The sequence below is a fragment of the Massilia sp. Dwa41.01b genome (assembly GCF_014171775.1).
Classification (GTDB): domain Bacteria; phylum Pseudomonadota; class Gammaproteobacteria; order Burkholderiales; family Burkholderiaceae_D; genus Telluria.
Genome location: NZ_CP050454.1, coordinates 4,322,779 through 4,337,487, shown reverse-complemented (window position 1 = coordinate 4,337,487; position 14,709 = coordinate 4,322,779). Strand labels below are relative to the sequence as shown.

The window sequence follows — 14,709 nt, the reverse complement described above, 5'->3', positions numbered from 1 at the left end:
TTGAACGCGTGGGCGGCCCCGAGTCCGCAGGTCATTCCTGCGTGACGGTGGAGCCGCCCACCCTACGGTTTTCACGCGAATACGCCCAGGCCAGCATCGCCAGTCCCGCCAGGATCATCGGCAGCGACAGCGCCTGGCCCGAGGTGATCGGCACGCCGGCAATCACGCGTTCCCAGTCCGGCACGCGGAAGAATTCGGTGAAGGTGCGCGCGCAGCCGTAGAGCAGCGTGAACAGGGCGCCGACGGCCAGGCGCGGGCGCGCCTTGCGGGCGAAGGGCCACAGGATCAGGAAGACCAGGATGCCGTCGACGATCATCTGGTACAGCGGCGAGGGGTGGCGCAGGCCGTCGAGCCAGCTCGTGCCGGAGCCGTCGGGCCAGAGCATGGCCCAGGGCAGGCTCGGGTCGGCAACGCGGCCCGGCAGTTCGTGGTTGATGAAATTGCCCAGGCGGCCGGCGGCGTAGCCGAGCGGGACCATCGGCGCGATGAAGTCGTACACGTCGAACAGGTTGCGCTTGGCCTTCCTTGCCCACAGCGCCATCGCGATCATCACGCCGAGGAAGCCGCCATGGAAGGACATGCCGCCCTTCCAGGTCTGGAAGATTTCGAGCGGATTGGCCAGGAAGTGCGCGGGCTGGTAGAACAGCACTTCGCCCAGGCGCCCGCCGATCACGACCCCGAGCATCCCGTAGAACAGCATGTCGTCCAGGTCCTGCGCCTTCCAGCCCTGCGCGGCGATGTGCGGCTGCTTGATGCGCACGCGTCCCAGCATCAGGAACAGCGCGAACGCGACCACGTACATCAGGCCGTACCAGTGGATGTCCACGGGGCCGATGGAAAACGCGATCGGGTTCGGGTTCGGGTGTACCAGCATTTATCTTTTCCTCAGTAAGTCCAGAAAGCCGCGCAGGACGGGAGAGTCGTTGTCGCGGCGCCAGCACACGCCCAGGGCGACGAGCGGCGTCGGGTTCGCGAGCGGGTGGTAGTCGACGCCAGGGCGTTTCAGGTTAGACACGGATTGTGGCACAAGTGCCAAGCCCATGCTACCCGACACCAGGCTGACGATGGTCTGCATCTGGATCGCTTCCTGGCCGATGACGGGCGTGATGCCGGCGGCATGGAAGCATTCGATGATGGCGTCGTAGAGGCCTGGGGCGCTCTTGCGCGGGAAAATCACCAGGGGTAGCGCCGGCAGGGCGCGCAGATCGGCGATGCTCCCTGCCGGCAGCAGGCCGGACGGTGCGCATAGCACCAGCGGTTCCTCCAGCAGCGTCAGGGTGTCGAGCACGGCCAGTGCGGGTTCAGGCAGGGGCGCGATCACGAGGCCCGCGTCGATGCGTCCGTGGAGCAGTTCATCGACCTGCACGTCGGTGGTCGCTTCCTGCAGCACCAGCTGTACGCCGGGGAAGGCGGCGCGGTAGTCGCGCAGCAGCGGCGGCAGCACGCTGTAGTCGGCCGGGGTGACGAAGGAGAGGGCCAGGCGGCCCGATTCGCCGCTGGCGGCGCGGCGCACGAGTTCCGGAGTTCCGCCGCGCCGGCCAGCAGGCGGCGCGCTTCCGGCAGCAGGGCGGCTCCCGCCGGCGTCAGTTCCACCTGCCGGCGCGTGCGCAGGAACAGCGGCGCGCCCAGCTGCTCCTCGAGCAGGGCAATCGCCTGCGACAGCGGCGGCTGGGTCATGTGCAGGCGCGCCGCGGCACGGCCGAAGTGGAGTTCTTCGGCGACGGCGACGAAATAGCGCAGCTGGCGCAATTCGACGTTCATCGATATGGGATTCCTTGGTTATCGAGCTCATTGATATGCGGTGCATATCACAGCAGTGCCAATCTTATATTTGACGCACCGAATCGCGCAACCTATTCTGGAACGTCTTGATAAGGAGTCCGCCATGGCCGACCAGCCGCGCTACAACCGCCGATCGCGCAACATCACCGAGGGCGTCGCCCGCAGCCCGAACCGCTCGATGTACTACGCGATGGGCTACCAGAAGGAAGACTTCGACAAGCCGATGATCGGCGTCGCCAACGGCCACTCGACCATCACGCCCTGCAATTCCGGCCTGCAGAAGCTGGCCGACATCGCGGTGGCTACCGTCAAGGAGGCCGGCGCCAATCCCCAGGTGTTCGGCACGCCCACCATTTCCGACGGCATGTCGATGGGTACCGAGGGCATGAAGTTTTCGCTGATCTCGCGCGAAGTCATCGCCGACTGCATCGAGACCTGCGTGAATGGCCAATGGATGGACGGCGTGGTCGTCATCGGCGGCTGCGACAAGAACATGCCCGGCGGGATGATCGCGCTGGCGCGCGCGAACGTGCCGGGCATCTACGTGTACGGCGGCACGATCAAGCCGGGCCACTGGAAAGGCAAGGACCTCACCATCGTCTCGTCCTTCGAAGCGGTCGGCGAATTCACGGCCGGGCGCATGAGCCAGGAGGACTTCGACGGCATCGAGCGCAACGCCTGTCCCTCGTCCGGGTCCTGCGGCGGCATGTACACGGCCAACACCATGTCCTCGTCTTTCGAGGCGCTCGGGATGTCGCTGATGTATTCGTCGACGATGGCCAACCCGGACGACGAGAAGGTGGGCTCGTGTGCCGAGTCCGCGCGCGTGCTGGTGGAAGCCGTCAAACGCGACCTCAAACCGCGCGACATCATCACCCGTGAATCGATCGAGAACGCGGTGTCCCTGATCATGGCCACCGGCGGCTCGACCAACGCCGTGCTGCACTATCTCGCCATTGCCCATGCCGCCGACGTCGAATGGACGCTGGAAGACTTCGAACGCGTGCGCCGCAAGGTTCCCGTGATCTGCAACCTCAAACCGTCCGGCCAGTATGTCGCGACCGACCTGCACAAGGCCGGCGGCGTGCCGCAGGTGATGAAGCTGCTGCTCGATGCAGGCCTCCTGCATGGCGACTGCATCACCATCACCGGCCGCACGCTGGCCGAGGAACTGGAAGGCGTGCCAAGCGTCCCCCCCGCCGGCCAGGACGTCATCCGCAGCATCGACCGCGCCCTGTACGCCCAGGGCCACCTGGCCATCCTGAAAGGGAACCTGTCGCCAGAAGGCGCGGTAGCGAAAATCACCGGCCTGAAGAACCCGGCCATCACCGGCCCGGCGCGCGTCTTCGACGACGAATACACGGCGATGGATGCCATCCTGGGCAACCGCATCCAGGCCGGCGACGTGCTGGTGCTGCGCTACCTCGGCCCGAAGGGCGGGCCCGGCATGCCGGAAATGCTGGCACCGACGGGCGCCCTGATCGGCAAGGGCCTGGGCGAATCGGTCGGCCTGATCACCGACGGGCGTTTCTCGGGCGGTACCTGGGGCATGGTGGTCGGGCACGTGTCGCCCGAAGCCTTCGAGGGCGGGACGATCGCGCTGGTGGAGGAGGGCGATTCGGTGACGATCGATGCGAATGCCTTGCTGATCCAGCTGAACGTGCCGGATGAAGAAATCGCGCGCCGCCGGGCCGCCTGGACGCGGCCGGCGCCGCGCTACACGCGCGGGGTGCTGGCGAAGTTCGCGGCGCTGACCTCGAGTGCGAGCCGCGGCGCCGTGACGGGCTGACCGGAACCGCCGGCCGCGTCCAGCCTCAAGGGTGGGGCGGTACCGGCACCGCCTCGCCAGGCGCGGGCAGCGGCTCGCTTTCCGAACCATGCGGCTGGTGCAGCGGGATACGCACGATGAACTCGCTGCCCTTGCCTATGCCCTCGCTGCGCACTTCGATCGTGCCCTGGTGCAGCGCGACGATTTCGCGCACCACCGCCAGGCCGATGCCGAGCCCGGTACCGCGCTCGGCGCGCGTGTTGTCGGCCTGGGTGAAGACCTCGAAGATGCGCGGCAGCAGGTCGGGCGCGATGCCCTGGCCGTTGTCCTTCACGTAGCACAGGAAGTGGGTCTGGTCGGCATTGGCGCTGACCCAGATATCGCCGCCTTGCGGGGTGTACTTGATCGCGTTGTTGAGGAGGTTGACCACCACCTGCAGCAGGCGCCTGGGGTCGACCTCGATATCGATCGCCACCGACGGCAGCACCTGGTGCAGCTTCATTCCCTTGAGCAGGGCAGCCTGGCGGCAGCTGTCGATGGCTTCCTGCACGCAGTCCTGCAGCCGCACCCATTCGTAGCGCATGTTCATCTTGCCGGCCTGGACGCGGGTCAGGTCGACCAGGTCTTCCACCAGCCGTTCGAGGAAATTGACCTGCCGGTCCATGATGCGGATCGGCTGCGCATAGCGGGTGTCTTCGTCGGGCAGCCGCTTCATCAGCTCGAGCGCCGTCTTCAGCGGCGACAGCGGATTGCGCATCTCATGGGCGATGGTGCCGATGAAGACATTGTTTTCGTGGCGCTGGACAGCGTGTTCCTGCAGCACGTTCTCGAGGTACTTCATGCGGGCGCGCAGGTGGGTGGCATCGCGGAATACCTTGACGAAGCCGGAGGTACCGTCCTCCAGCGCCATCGGCACCGAAATGCCGCTCGACCAGAAACGCGACCCGTCCTTGCGGATGTGCCAGCGCTCGTTTTCGGCGACGCCGACCGTGCGCGTGGTGTTTGCCTCGTGCTCGTGCAGCTTGCGCTCGCGGTCTTCGGGAACGAACAGCATCCCGATCGACTGGCCGATCAGCTCAGCGGCACACCAGCCGGTAATGAGGTGGGCGCCGGCATTCCAGCCGGTGATGCGCAGGTCGTCGTCGTAGAACAGGACCCCATGCTGGCGCGTCTCCCGCAGCATCAGCGTCGAGAACGCGGCTGCCTGGTCGTCGGTCCAGTGGGTGGTCGATCCGGTGCTCATATCCGTCCTCGCGCGCCTGCGCCTTGCATGGATGACGAGTCAGGTCTGCACGGAGGGCGGGATGCGCCGGCCTGGCTTTCGATGTCGATATCATATCGGCATTCGCCAGGCGGCGGCTTCCGTTTGAACGGTGGCTGATTTCTTTGCTGGAAGAACGCAATGGCGGCATGGGAGGCGCCGCCAGGCCTGCGCCTATTTGCGCTTCCTGGTCTTGTCGCCGAAGGTCTCGGCCAGGCGGGCCTTGCGCCGGGCGGCGTCCTCGTCATGGTCTTTTTTCTTGTCCAGGCCGAGCATGGGTTCGATGTATTCGAACCAGACGAAGGCAAAGACCATCAGGCCGACGATCCACCACCAGGAGAGTTCGGCGAATTTCCAGACTTCAAAGAAGCGCAGCGCGACCAGGGCGGCAATCAACAGGATCAGGGGCATGGGTTTTCTCCAGAATCGGCCATCTTACAAAAGAATTTAGTTCTGCGTGGAAAAATTCCTGTACTTGGTGGAAACGGCGCGACACCAAATCGTAAGCGACGTTACAGAGTGTGACGGTGGGCAGTCAGCGCCCGGAAACGGGGTAGAATGGGATCATTACTACTGGAGAGTTAGATGAAACGGTCCCTGATCTTGTGTGCTGTGTTGTCGGTCCTGGCATCCTCGAGCGCATTCGCGCAAGCCGACCTGGCAAAGGCGAAGAATTGCATGGCTTGCCACGCCGTAGCGAACAAGTTGGTCGGTCCCGCCTACAAGGACGTCGCTGCCAAGTATGCCGGCCAGAAGGGCGCGGAAGACAAGCTGGTCCAGAAAGTCATGAAAGGCGGCGTCGGTACCTGGGGCCCGGTCCCGATGCCGGCCAATTCGCAGGTGAACGAAGCCGAAGCGCGCAGCCTGGTGAAATGGGTGCTGGCGACCAAATAAGCGGCACGCAAGCACCGCTCGCATGAAGAAGCGCGCCGGCGTCAGCCAGGCGCGCTTTTTGTTTGCCGGCCGCGCATACCGGCCGGGCTACCGGGGTCTCAACGAATCACGTCGATCCTGGTGCGCTTGCCGCCCCGGAAGGTGAACAGGGTGAGGGCGCCGTTATTGATGTCGCCATTCGCGTCGAACTGGATGTCGCCGGTCACACCGCGGTACTTGATCTTCTTCAGCTCCGGCAGATACTTGGCCGGATCGGCAGAATTGGCCGCCTGCATCGCTGCCGCCATTACCATCACCGCGTCGTACACATAGGGCGCGTACAGTTGCACGTCCTGCCCGGTCTTTTGCTTGAAGCGGGCGCGGAAGTCGCTCATCGTCTTTTCCTGCTCTGCCCCTTTCACACCGCCCGCTTCGGCGCAGATGACCTTGCCTTCTCCCAGCGCCGGACCGGCCAGGCGTCCCAGCGCTTCGGTACAGATGCCGTCGCCGCCCATGAACAGGGTATCGATGCCGAGCGCCTTCATTTGCTTGAGCATCGGGCCGGCCACGGAATCCATGCCGCCAAAGAAGATCAGGTCCGGCTTTTTCGCGCGGAGCGAGGTCAGGATCGCCGTGAAGTCGGAAGCGGTGGCGCTGGTGAATTCCTTGCCGACGATGCGCACGCCCTGGCCCTTGGCCCCCTTCAGGAATTCCGTGGCGACGCCCTGGCCGTAGGTGGTGCGGTCGTCGATGACGGCGATGTTCTTCACCTTCAGGGTATCGATCGCATACTTGCCCAGCGTACCGCCGAGCTTGGCATCATTCGCCACCACGCGGAAGGCCCCCGGGAAACGCTGCTTGGTGTACTGGGTAGCGGTGGTCGCCGGCGAAATCTGCACGATGCCTGCGTCGTGGTAAATCTTCGAGGCCGGGACAGTAGTGCCGGAATTGAGGTGGCCGACGATGCCCTTGACCCTGGCGTCGACCAGCTTTTGCGCCACTGCCGTGCCCTGTTTCGGATCGGAGCCGTCGTCCTCGGCGAGCAATTGCAGCGTCAGCTTCTGGCCGTTGATGGCGAAGCCTTTCGCATTGAGCTCGTCGATGGCCATGCGGGCCGCGTTCTCGTTGTCCTTGCCGAGGTGCGAATTCGGGCCGGAGACCGGGCCGACATGGCCGATCCGGACGACTTGCTGGGCGCTGGCATGGGCCGCGAACAGCATCGCGAGCGCGAGGGAAATCAGCTTGGTGCGCATACATTCTCCAGGAATGGGATGGGGAGCGCCCAACAACACACCAGCGAGCGCTTGCTGTCATTTATGCAGAGCAAAAGGTACAACAAATCAGGGAGGGGGAGAAGCAGAAAAATGCGGATGTCGGCAGCGGGACACAGCCTGGCCGCTCGTGCGCGGCGGCGACGCGGCATGCATGGCAAACTGCCGCGCGCGCAGCCAGGCACGCAGGGGCAGTGCAGTCGCGGCGGCCTTCCGGTGCGCCCGCCGATGCGTGATGCGGACGGCTGCGCGCCGCCTGTTCCGGCTATTTTTGCCCGAACTGGTTGGCGGCCACCTGCTGCGCCACCACCTGCTCGACGGCCTGGCGCAAGCCGATATGGATCTGGTCGGCAGCCGAGACCAGCGCACCGCGCACGACGGCATCGAGCTGGGGCTGCAGCTGTGCCACCACGCGCGCGACGATGCGTTCTTCGATGGCATCCCAGTCGGCGTCGGTGGGCTGAGTGGTGGCTGCCGGCGCCGCCGGCGGCGACGCCTGAGGCAGCTCAGCCGCAGGTTCGGGTAGAGGCGCAGGCAGGGGCATGGACAGCTCTGCCAGCGTTCCCGAGTCCGGCGCGGGTGCGATTGCCGGATCCGCCACGGATACCATGTGCGGCTCCGCCAGCTGCTCTCCCAGCGGCTCCACTACCGGTTCTACCAGTCGCTCCACTACCGGCTCCACCAGCGGCTCCACCAGCGGCTCCACTATCGGCTCCACTATCGGCTCCACTATCGGCTCCACTACGGGCTCTACCAGCGGCTCCGCCAGCAGCTCCACTGGCGCTTCCACCGTGGGCACGGCAGCCGGCGCCGTGCTTGCCGGGACAGCGGGCGCCATCAAGGATGCAAGGTCGATCCGGTCGTCGAGGACAGGCACGGGATCGATCCGCTCATCGAGGACCGGCACCGGGTCGAGGGGTTCCAGCACAACTTGAGTCAACACGGGAATGCTGCTATCGAAGGCTGGCTTCTGGCTCATGATTGTCCTGCGACGAAGTGGGTCAGGGGATAGGCTCCCTTTTTGTAGGCGACGTAGCGCTGGCGGCCGGCGGCGGCGTCCTGCTCGTCGCTGGAGATGATTTCGAACACGCGCGCGAACTGGGCGAAGGTGCTTGGGGTACGCTGGGTGAGGTTCACCAGCATGTCGTGGTGGGGCAGCGGCACGTCTTCGTTGTCGGTGATGACGATCGGTGTTTCCGCGGCCAGCGGGTCGCTCGCCAGCACGTGCGGCAGGAAGTCGGTGTCGGACAGGGTCCAGAGCGCCTCGTTCAGCGCCGCGGCCTGGGCCGCGTTTTCCGCCAGCAGCACGACCTTGGCGCGCGCCGCATAGGCCTTGCGTGCCAGGCGGCAGGCGTATTGCAGCTTGTCGGGGATATTGGTGTGGAAGTCGACTCGGGTCATGACGAGATTGTACGACGGCGCGCCGCCATCCGGTCAACCTGCATCGATACGCGCCGGCGAACTTTCCGCCGGCGCCATGGTTCACCCGCCAGGACTCAGGCTGCGTTCATCCCGTTATGGCGCAGCAGGGCGTCGATCGACGGTTCGCGGCCACGGAAGGCTTTGAAGGATTCCAGCGCCGGACGCGAGCCGCCCACCGCCAAAATCTCGCGCTGGAAGCGGCGCCCGGTCTCGAGCGTGTGCTCGCCGCCGCCGGCCTCCAGGGCTTCCTCGAAGGCCGCATACGCGTCCGCCGACAGCACCTCGGCCCACTTGTAGCTGTAGTAGCCGGCCGCATAGCCGCCAGCAAAGATGTGGCCGAAGGAATGCTGGAAGCGGTTGAAAGCCGGCGGGATCATCACCGAGAACTTGCTGCGCACATCGTCGATCACCTCCTGCACGGTCTTGTCGCCTTGCGGGTCGAAATCGTAATGCAGGTGCATGTCGATCAGGGAAAACTCGACCTGGCGCAGCGTCTGCATGCCCGACTGGAAGTTTTTCGCCGCCAGCATCTTGTCGTACAGCGCGCGCGGCAGCGGCTCGCCCGTCTTCACGTGCGCCGTCATGCCCTGCAGCACGTCCCATTCCCAGCAGAAGTTTTCCATGAACTGGGACGGCAGCTCGACCGCATCCCATTCCACGCCCGAGATGCCCGAGACCGACAATTCCTCGACTTCGGTCAGCATGTGGTGCAGGCCGTGGCCGAACTCGTGGAACAGGGTCGTCACTTCGTCGTGGGTGAACAGCGATGGCTGCAATTGCCCATCCTTCAATGCCGGCGGCGTGAAATTGCAGGTGAGGTAGGCGATCGGGGTTTGCAGGATGCCGCCGGTCGTCAGGCGGCGTCCGCGCGCATCGTCCATCCATGCACCCTGATTCTTGCCGGCACGGGCGTACAGGTCGAAATAGAACTGGCCGACCAGCTCGCCGTCGCGTTCGATGCGGTAAAAGCGCACGTCCGGATGCCAGACCGGGGCGGTGTCCGGCTTGATCTCGACCGAGAACAGCGAGCGCACGACCTTGAACAGGCCTTCGATCACCTTGTGCTCCGGGAAGTATTCCTTCACTTCCTGGGCCGAGAAGGCATAGCGCTTCTCGCGCAGTTTTTCCGAAGCGTAGGCGACATCCCAGGCCTGCATGTCCTCGATACCGAGCTCGTCCTTGGCAAAGGCACGCAATTCCGCCAGGTCTTTCTCGGCGAACGGACGGGCACGCTTGGCCAGGTCTTCCAGGAAACCGATCACATGCTCGGGACTCTCGGCCATCTTCGGCACCAGCGACACTTCGGCGAAATTGCGGTAGTCGAGCAGGCGGGCTTCTTCATTGCGCAGTGCTAACAGCTGGGCGATGTTCGCCGTGTTGTCCCATTTCTCCAGTTCGGAAAAGACGGTGCCCATCTCGGAGGCCTTGGTGGCGCTGGCGCGGTAGATCGTTTCGCGCAAGGACCGCTTGTCGGCGAACTGCAGCAGCGGGAAGTAGGAAGGGAAGTGCAGGGTGAACTGGTAGCCGGTCTTGCCGTCCTTCTCGGCGGCGGCGCGCGCGGCGGCTTTCACGTCGTCCGGGATGCCGGCCAGGTCAGCCTCGTCTTCGACTACCAGCTTGTAGTCGTTGGTGGCGTCGAGCACGTTCTGCGAGAAGCGGGTGGAAATCGCGGCGTGCTGCTCCTGGATTTCGCCGAAGCGTTCCTTCTTGTCGTCCGGCAGCTCGGCGCCGCCCAGGCGGAAGTCGCGCAGGGCGTTCTCGACGATGCGCTTGCGTGCCGGGCTCAGCGTGTCGTATTCGGCACCGGCGCGGATGGCCTTGTACTTGTCGAACAGCACTTCGTTCTGGCCCAGCGTGGTCCAGAACTCGGTGACTTTCGGCTGGTTCTCGTTGTAGACCGCGCGCAGCTCGGGCGTGTCGGCCACGTGGTTCAGGTGGTTGACGATGCCCCAGGCACGGCCCAGGCGCTCGGTCGCTTCCTCGAGGGGCACCACGAAATTGTCCCAGGTTACGTTGTCGCTCGGTGCTTCGAGCTCCGCCACCACGGCGGCGGCTTCCTTGATCAGTTGCTCGATGGCCGGCGTGACGTGTTCCGGACGGAACGCATCGAAACGCGGCAGGCCTGAGAAATCGAGGAGGGGGTTACTGGTTTCAATATTCATGGTGCTCCTTTCAAATGTTCGGTGACCTCGAAAACCGTAGCGAGCGGCAGCAATGTTGGCTGAGAAGCGCAGCTGTACGAGAGTACAGCGAGCATCGCAAGCCGGCAGTGCAACGCGCAGTAGGTTTGCGAGGTTACCTTATGCGGTGCCTGGCTTCGGATCCATCCCCGCAACCGGGGCGAGCCGCTCCTGGCGCTTGCCGAGCACGCGCTCGGCGGACTCGACGGTGTTCATCAACAGCATGGTAATCGTCATCGGGCCGACGCCGCCCGGCACCGGCGTGATGTGCGAGGCCACCTCAACCACGCCGGCGAAATCGACGTCGCCGCAGAGCTTGCCGGCATCGTCGCGGTTCATGCCGACGTCGATCACGATCGCGCCCGGCTTGACCATGTCGGCGGTGACGGTATTGCGGCGGCCGACGGCGGCGACGATCACGTCGGCCTGGCGGGTGTGGTAGCCCAGGTCCGGGGTCGCGCTATGGCATATGGTCACGGTGGCGTTGGCTTGCAAGAGCAGCAGCGCCATTGGTTTGCCGACCGTGTTCGAGCGTCCGATGACCACCGCATGCTTGCCGCGCAAATCAACACCCGTGCTTTCGATCAGCTTCATGCAGCCGTAGGGCGTGCAAGGGCGGAAGCCCGGCAGGTTGGCGACCAGTTCGCCGGCCGACAGCACCGAGTAGCCATCGACGTCCTTGTTCGTGGCGATTGCCTCGATGACCTTCGAAGGGTTGATATGACGCGGCAGGGGCATCTGCACCAGGATGCCGTGGATGGACGGGTCCTCGTTCAGCGCTTCGATGCGCGCCAGCAAGGCGCTTTCGGTCAGGTCGGCATCGTATTTTTCCAGTACCGAATGAAACCCGACGTCGCCGCAGGCCTTGACCTTGTTGCGGACGTAGACCTGGCTGGCCGGGTCTTCGCCGACCAGGATCACGGCCAGGCCCGGCTGCACGCCGGCGGCGGTGAGCGTGGCCGCGCGCTGGGCGATTTCGGCACGCAATTGTTGGGAAAGTTGGACTCCGTCGATGGGTTGGGCTGGCATGGTGGGGCTCATCACTGGACAAAAATGAAATTATACGGCCCCCACGGGTATCGCGCGCCGCCCTCGGCGCTTCGTTGTCATATTTGACGATAGACAGATGGTTGGGTTTGCAGGGTGGAGTCCCGACTCCACGCGGTACGTCGCGTGCAAGCCCGGCGGTATGCCGCATCCGCATTCGGTGCATGCGATGCGATTTTGGAGCGGTGCATACCGCGTGGAGTCAGGACTCCATCCTACTGGATTCCACATAATGAAACGATATATCGTAATTTGAAAAAGCCAGATGGCACTGGTAGAATCCCATGGCTTATTTTCAGAATTTCATCACAAATCCGCCGCCGGCGATCTGGGGATCGGGGTGGGGCACCAACCAAGGAGACGCATCAATGTCAGCTCAACTCGATCAGTTGACGGCCCAGGCCGCCAATGACCCGGACGTTCTCGAAACAAAGGAATGGCTCGAGGCGCTCGAGGCGGTTATCGAAAACGAAGGTACCGATCGCGCCCACTACCTGATGGAGCGCCTGGTCGACCTGGCGCGCCGCCGCGGCGCCCATATCCCGTTCTCCAGCAACACCGCCTACGTCAACACCATTCCGGCGCACCTGGAAGAGCACTGCCCCGGCAACCTCGAATACGAAGAGCGCCTGCGCTCGTGGATGCGCTGGAACGCGATGGCGATGGTGGTCAAGGCCAACCGCGCCGACGGCGACCTGGGCGGCCACATCTCGTCCTTCGCTTCGCTGGCGAACATGCTGGGCATCGGCTTCAACCACTTCTGGCACGCCCCGACCGAAGACCACGGCGGCGACCTGCTCTACATCCAGGGCCATTCTTCGCCCGGCATCTATGCGCGCGCCTTCCTCGAAGGCCGCTTGAGCGAAGAGCAGCTGCTGAACTTCCGCCGCGAAGTCGACGGCAAGGGCTTGTCCTCGTATCCGCACCCGAAACTGATGCCGGACTTCTGGCAGTTCCCGACCGTCTCGATGGGTCTCGGACCCCTGATGGCGATTTACCAGGCGCGTTTCCTGAAGTACCTGCACGCGCGCGGCATCGCCGACACGGCCAACCGCAAGGTCTGGGTCTTCTGCGGCGACGGCGAGATGGACGAGCCGGAATCGATGGGCGCGATCGGCATGGCCGCGCGCGAGCAGCTCGACAACCTGGTCATGGTCGTCAACTGCAACCTGCAGCGCCTGGACGGTCCGGTGCGCGGCAACGGCAAGATCATCCAGGAACTGGAAGCGGACTTCCGCGGCGCCGGCTGGAACGTGGTCAAAGTCATCTGGGGCCCGGGCTGGGATGCCCTGCTCGCGAAAGACAAGGACGGCATCCTGCAGCGCGTGATGATGGAAACCGTCGACGGCGAATACCAGAACTACAAGGCGAAAGACGGCGCCTACGTGCGCAAGCACTTCTTCGGCAAGCATCCTGAATTGCTGAAGATGGTGGCCAACATGACCGACGACGACATCTGGCGCCTGACCCGCGGCGGCCACGATCCGCACAAGATCTACGCCGCCTTCAAGAACGCCCAGGAAAACAAGGGCACGCCGACCGTCCTGCTGGTAAAAACCGTCAAGGGCTTCGGCATGGGCAAGTCGGGCGAGGCGCGCAACACCGCGCACCAGACCAAGAAGCTCGATGACGAGGCCATCCGCGAAATGCGCGACCGCTTCGCCATCCCTATCCCGGACGACAAGCTGGCCGAGATCCCGTTCTTCAAGCCGTCCGACGATTCGCCGGAAATGAAGTACCTGCACGAGCGCCGCAAGGCCCTGGGTGGCTACCTGCCGCAGCGCCGCGAGAAGGCCGACGAGCAGCTCGTCGTGCCGCCGCTCGAATCGTTCAAGGCCGTGCTCGAGCCGACCGCGCCTGGCCGCGAAATCTCGACCACGCAAGCCTATGTGCGCGTGATCACGAGCCTGCTGAAAGACCAGAGCCTGGGCCAGCGCATCGTGCCGATCCTGGTCGACGAATCGCGTACCTTCGGCATGGAAGGCCTGTTCCGCCAGATCGGCATCTTCAACCAGCAGGGCCAGCTGTATGAACCGGTCGATAAAGACCAGGTCATGTACTACCGCGAGGACAAGGCCGGCCAGATCCTCCAGGAAGGCATCAACGAAGCGGGCGGCATGAGCTCGTGGATCGCCGCGGCGACCTCGTACTCGACCAACAACCGCACGATGATCCCGTTCTACACCTTCTACTCGATGTTCGGGATGCAGCGCGTGGGCGACCTGGTCTGGCTGGCGGGCGACATCCGCGCGCGCGGCTTCCTGATGGGCGGCACCGCCGGCCGCACGACCCTGAACGGCGAAGGCCTGCAGCACGAGGATGGCCACAGCCACATCATCGCGGCGACCATCCCGAACTGCCTGCCCTACGACCCGACCTTCGGCCACGAGGTGGCGGTGATCATCCAGGACGGCCTGCGTCGCATGGTGCAAGAACAGGAAGACGTGTTCTACTACATCACCATCATGAACGAGAACTACGAGCAGCCGGGCCTGAAGCCGGGCCAGGAAGAGGGCATCCTGAAGGGCATGTACCTGTTCCAGCAAGGTGGCGAGGCCCAGAATCGCGTCCAGCTGATCGGCTCGGGCACCATCCTGCGCGAATCGATCTTTGCCGCCGAACTGCTGCAGAACGACTGGGGCGTGGCCGCCGATATCTGGTCGGCACCGTCGCTGTCGCTGCTGGCGCGCGACGGCCAGGATTGCGACCGCTGGAACATGGTCAACCCGACCGCCGAGCAGCGCGTGCCATATGTCACCTCGCTGCTGCAGGAGTCGACTGGCCCGATCGTCGCCACCACCGACTACATGCGCATGTTCGCCGAGCAGATCCGCGCCTACATGCCGAAAGACCGCACCTATAAAGTGCTCGGCACCGACGGCTTCGGCCGCTCGGATTCGCGCGCCAAGCTGCGCGAGTTCTTCGAGGTGAACCGCTACTACGTGACGGTTGCGGCCCTGCGCGCACTGGCTGACGAAGGCAAGATCGACATGGGCGTCGTGGCACAAGCCATCGAGAAGTACGGCATCGATCCGAACAAGCCGAATCCGGTACACGTGTAAATGCTCTGGTGATAGAAGAAGCCGCCGCTCCTTTTCTCCCGAG

At 64.4% G+C, this 14,709-nt stretch carries 11 protein-coding genes and 1 pseudogene; 3 read left to right on the top strand and 9 right to left on the bottom strand.

Annotated elements, in window-relative coordinates:
• Positions 1 to 31: 31 nt before the first annotated feature.
• Together lgt and G4G28_RS19965 are read right to left on the bottom strand one after the other, a co-directional pair.
• Positions 32 to 874: a prolipoprotein diacylglyceryl transferase gene (gene lgt, locus G4G28_RS19970; protein WP_182989617.1), complete on the bottom strand. Its 843-nt coding sequence runs from the start codon at positions 872 to 874 to the stop codon at positions 32 to 34.
• A pseudogene (locus G4G28_RS19965) lies at positions 875 to 1,761 on the bottom strand (LysR family transcriptional regulator).
• A 124-nt stretch (positions 1,762 to 1,885) separates the two neighbouring features.
• Here G4G28_RS19965 and ilvD point away from each other — a divergent pair.
• Positions 1,886 to 3,571 carry a dihydroxy-acid dehydratase gene (gene ilvD / locus G4G28_RS19960; protein ID WP_183107750.1) on the top strand — a complete coding sequence of 562 codons (1,686 nt, stop codon included), beginning with the start codon at positions 1,886 to 1,888 and terminating at the stop codon, positions 3,569 to 3,571.
• A gap of 25 nt (positions 3,572 to 3,596) precedes the next feature.
• Here the strand turns inward: ilvD and G4G28_RS19955 are convergent, their stop codons facing one another.
• Together G4G28_RS19955 and G4G28_RS19950 are read right to left on the bottom strand one after the other, a co-directional pair.
• Positions 3,597 to 4,793 (bottom strand): PAS domain-containing sensor histidine kinase, encoded by a 1,197-nt coding sequence (locus tag G4G28_RS19955; protein ID WP_182989615.1) that lies wholly within the window; start codon positions 4,791 to 4,793, stop codon positions 3,597 to 3,599.
• Between the two features lie 192 nt (positions 4,794 to 4,985).
• On the bottom strand, positions 4,986 to 5,222 hold the full coding sequence (locus tag G4G28_RS19950; RefSeq protein ID WP_182989614.1) for a TIGR04438 family Trp-rich protein: 237 nt from the start codon (positions 5,220 to 5,222) through the stop codon (positions 4,986 to 4,988).
• Between the two features lie 174 nt (positions 5,223 to 5,396).
• Here G4G28_RS19950 and G4G28_RS19945 point away from each other — a divergent pair, with 174 nt between their 5' ends.
• Positions 5,397 to 5,705, top strand: a complete 309-nt coding sequence (locus tag G4G28_RS19945) for a c-type cytochrome (RefSeq protein WP_182989613.1) — start codon at positions 5,397 to 5,399, stop codon at positions 5,703 to 5,705.
• 98 nt (positions 5,706 to 5,803) lie between these two features.
• On the opposite strand, the gene G4G28_RS19940 is transcribed toward G4G28_RS19945, so the two are convergent.
• From G4G28_RS19940 to folD, 5 genes are all read right to left on the bottom strand, one after another.
• Positions 5,804 to 6,937: a branched-chain amino acid ABC transporter substrate-binding protein gene (locus tag G4G28_RS19940; RefSeq protein ID WP_182989612.1), complete on the bottom strand. Its 1,134-nt coding sequence runs from the start codon at positions 6,935 to 6,937 to the stop codon at positions 5,804 to 5,806.
• A gap of 283 nt (positions 6,938 to 7,220) precedes the next feature.
• Positions 7,221 to 7,934: a hypothetical protein gene (locus G4G28_RS19935; RefSeq protein WP_183107749.1), complete on the bottom strand. Its 714-nt coding sequence runs from the start codon at positions 7,932 to 7,934 to the stop codon at positions 7,221 to 7,223.
• Positions 7,931 to 8,356 (bottom strand): DNA polymerase III subunit chi, encoded by a 426-nt coding sequence (locus G4G28_RS19930; protein WP_182989610.1) that lies wholly within the window; start codon positions 8,354 to 8,356, stop codon positions 7,931 to 7,933. Before G4G28_RS19930 ends, G4G28_RS19935 begins: the two co-directional genes overlap by 4 nt.
• Positions 8,357 to 8,451: 95 nt before the next feature.
• Positions 8,452 to 10,539, bottom strand: a complete 2,088-nt coding sequence (locus G4G28_RS19925; RefSeq protein WP_182989609.1) for a M3 family metallopeptidase — start codon at positions 10,537 to 10,539, stop codon at positions 8,452 to 8,454.
• Positions 10,540 to 10,677: 138 nt separating this feature from the next.
• The gene (folD, locus tag G4G28_RS19920) at positions 10,678 to 11,586 is read right to left on the bottom strand and encodes a bifunctional methylenetetrahydrofolate dehydrogenase/methenyltetrahydrofolate cyclohydrolase FolD (RefSeq protein ID WP_182989608.1); all 909 of its coding nucleotides are present in this window, start codon (positions 11,584 to 11,586) and stop codon (positions 10,678 to 10,680) included.
• A gap of 386 nt (positions 11,587 to 11,972) precedes the next feature.
• On the opposite strand from folD, the gene aceE reads away from it, so the two are divergent.
• A complete protein-coding gene (gene aceE / locus G4G28_RS19915; RefSeq protein ID WP_182989607.1) occupies positions 11,973 to 14,666 on the top strand; it encodes a pyruvate dehydrogenase (acetyl-transferring), homodimeric type in 2,694 nt (897 codons plus the stop codon).
• Positions 14,667 to 14,709 lie beyond the last annotated feature (43 nt).

Coding starts and splice junctions, on each gene's coding strand:
- lgt (WP_182989617.1), bottom strand. CDS start 874: ATGCTGGTACACCCGAACCCGAACCCGATCGCGTTTTCCATCGGCCCC.
- ilvD (WP_183107750.1), top strand. CDS start 1,886: ATGGCCGACCAGCCGCGCTACAACCGCCGATCGCGCAACATCACCGAG.
- G4G28_RS19955 (WP_182989615.1), bottom strand. CDS start 4,793: ATGAGCACCGGATCGACCACCCACTGGACCGACGACCAGGCAGCCGCG.
- G4G28_RS19950 (WP_182989614.1), bottom strand. CDS start 5,222: ATGCCCCTGATCCTGTTGATTGCCGCCCTGGTCGCGCTGCGCTTCTTT.
- G4G28_RS19945 (WP_182989613.1), top strand. CDS start 5,397: ATGAAACGGTCCCTGATCTTGTGTGCTGTGTTGTCGGTCCTGGCATCC.
- G4G28_RS19940 (WP_182989612.1), bottom strand. CDS start 6,937: ATGCGCACCAAGCTGATTTCCCTCGCGCTCGCGATGCTGTTCGCGGCC.
- G4G28_RS19935 (WP_183107749.1), bottom strand. CDS start 7,934: ATGAGCCAGAAGCCAGCCTTCGATAGCAGCATTCCCGTGTTGACTCAA.
- G4G28_RS19930 (WP_182989610.1), bottom strand. CDS start 8,356: ATGACCCGAGTCGACTTCCACACCAATATCCCCGACAAGCTGCAATAC.
- G4G28_RS19925 (WP_182989609.1), bottom strand. CDS start 10,539: ATGAATATTGAAACCAGTAACCCCCTCCTCGATTTCTCAGGCCTGCCG.
- folD (WP_182989608.1), bottom strand. CDS start 11,586: ATGCCAGCCCAACCCATCGACGGAGTCCAACTTTCCCAACAATTGCGT.
- aceE (WP_182989607.1), top strand. CDS start 11,973: ATGTCAGCTCAACTCGATCAGTTGACGGCCCAGGCCGCCAATGACCCG.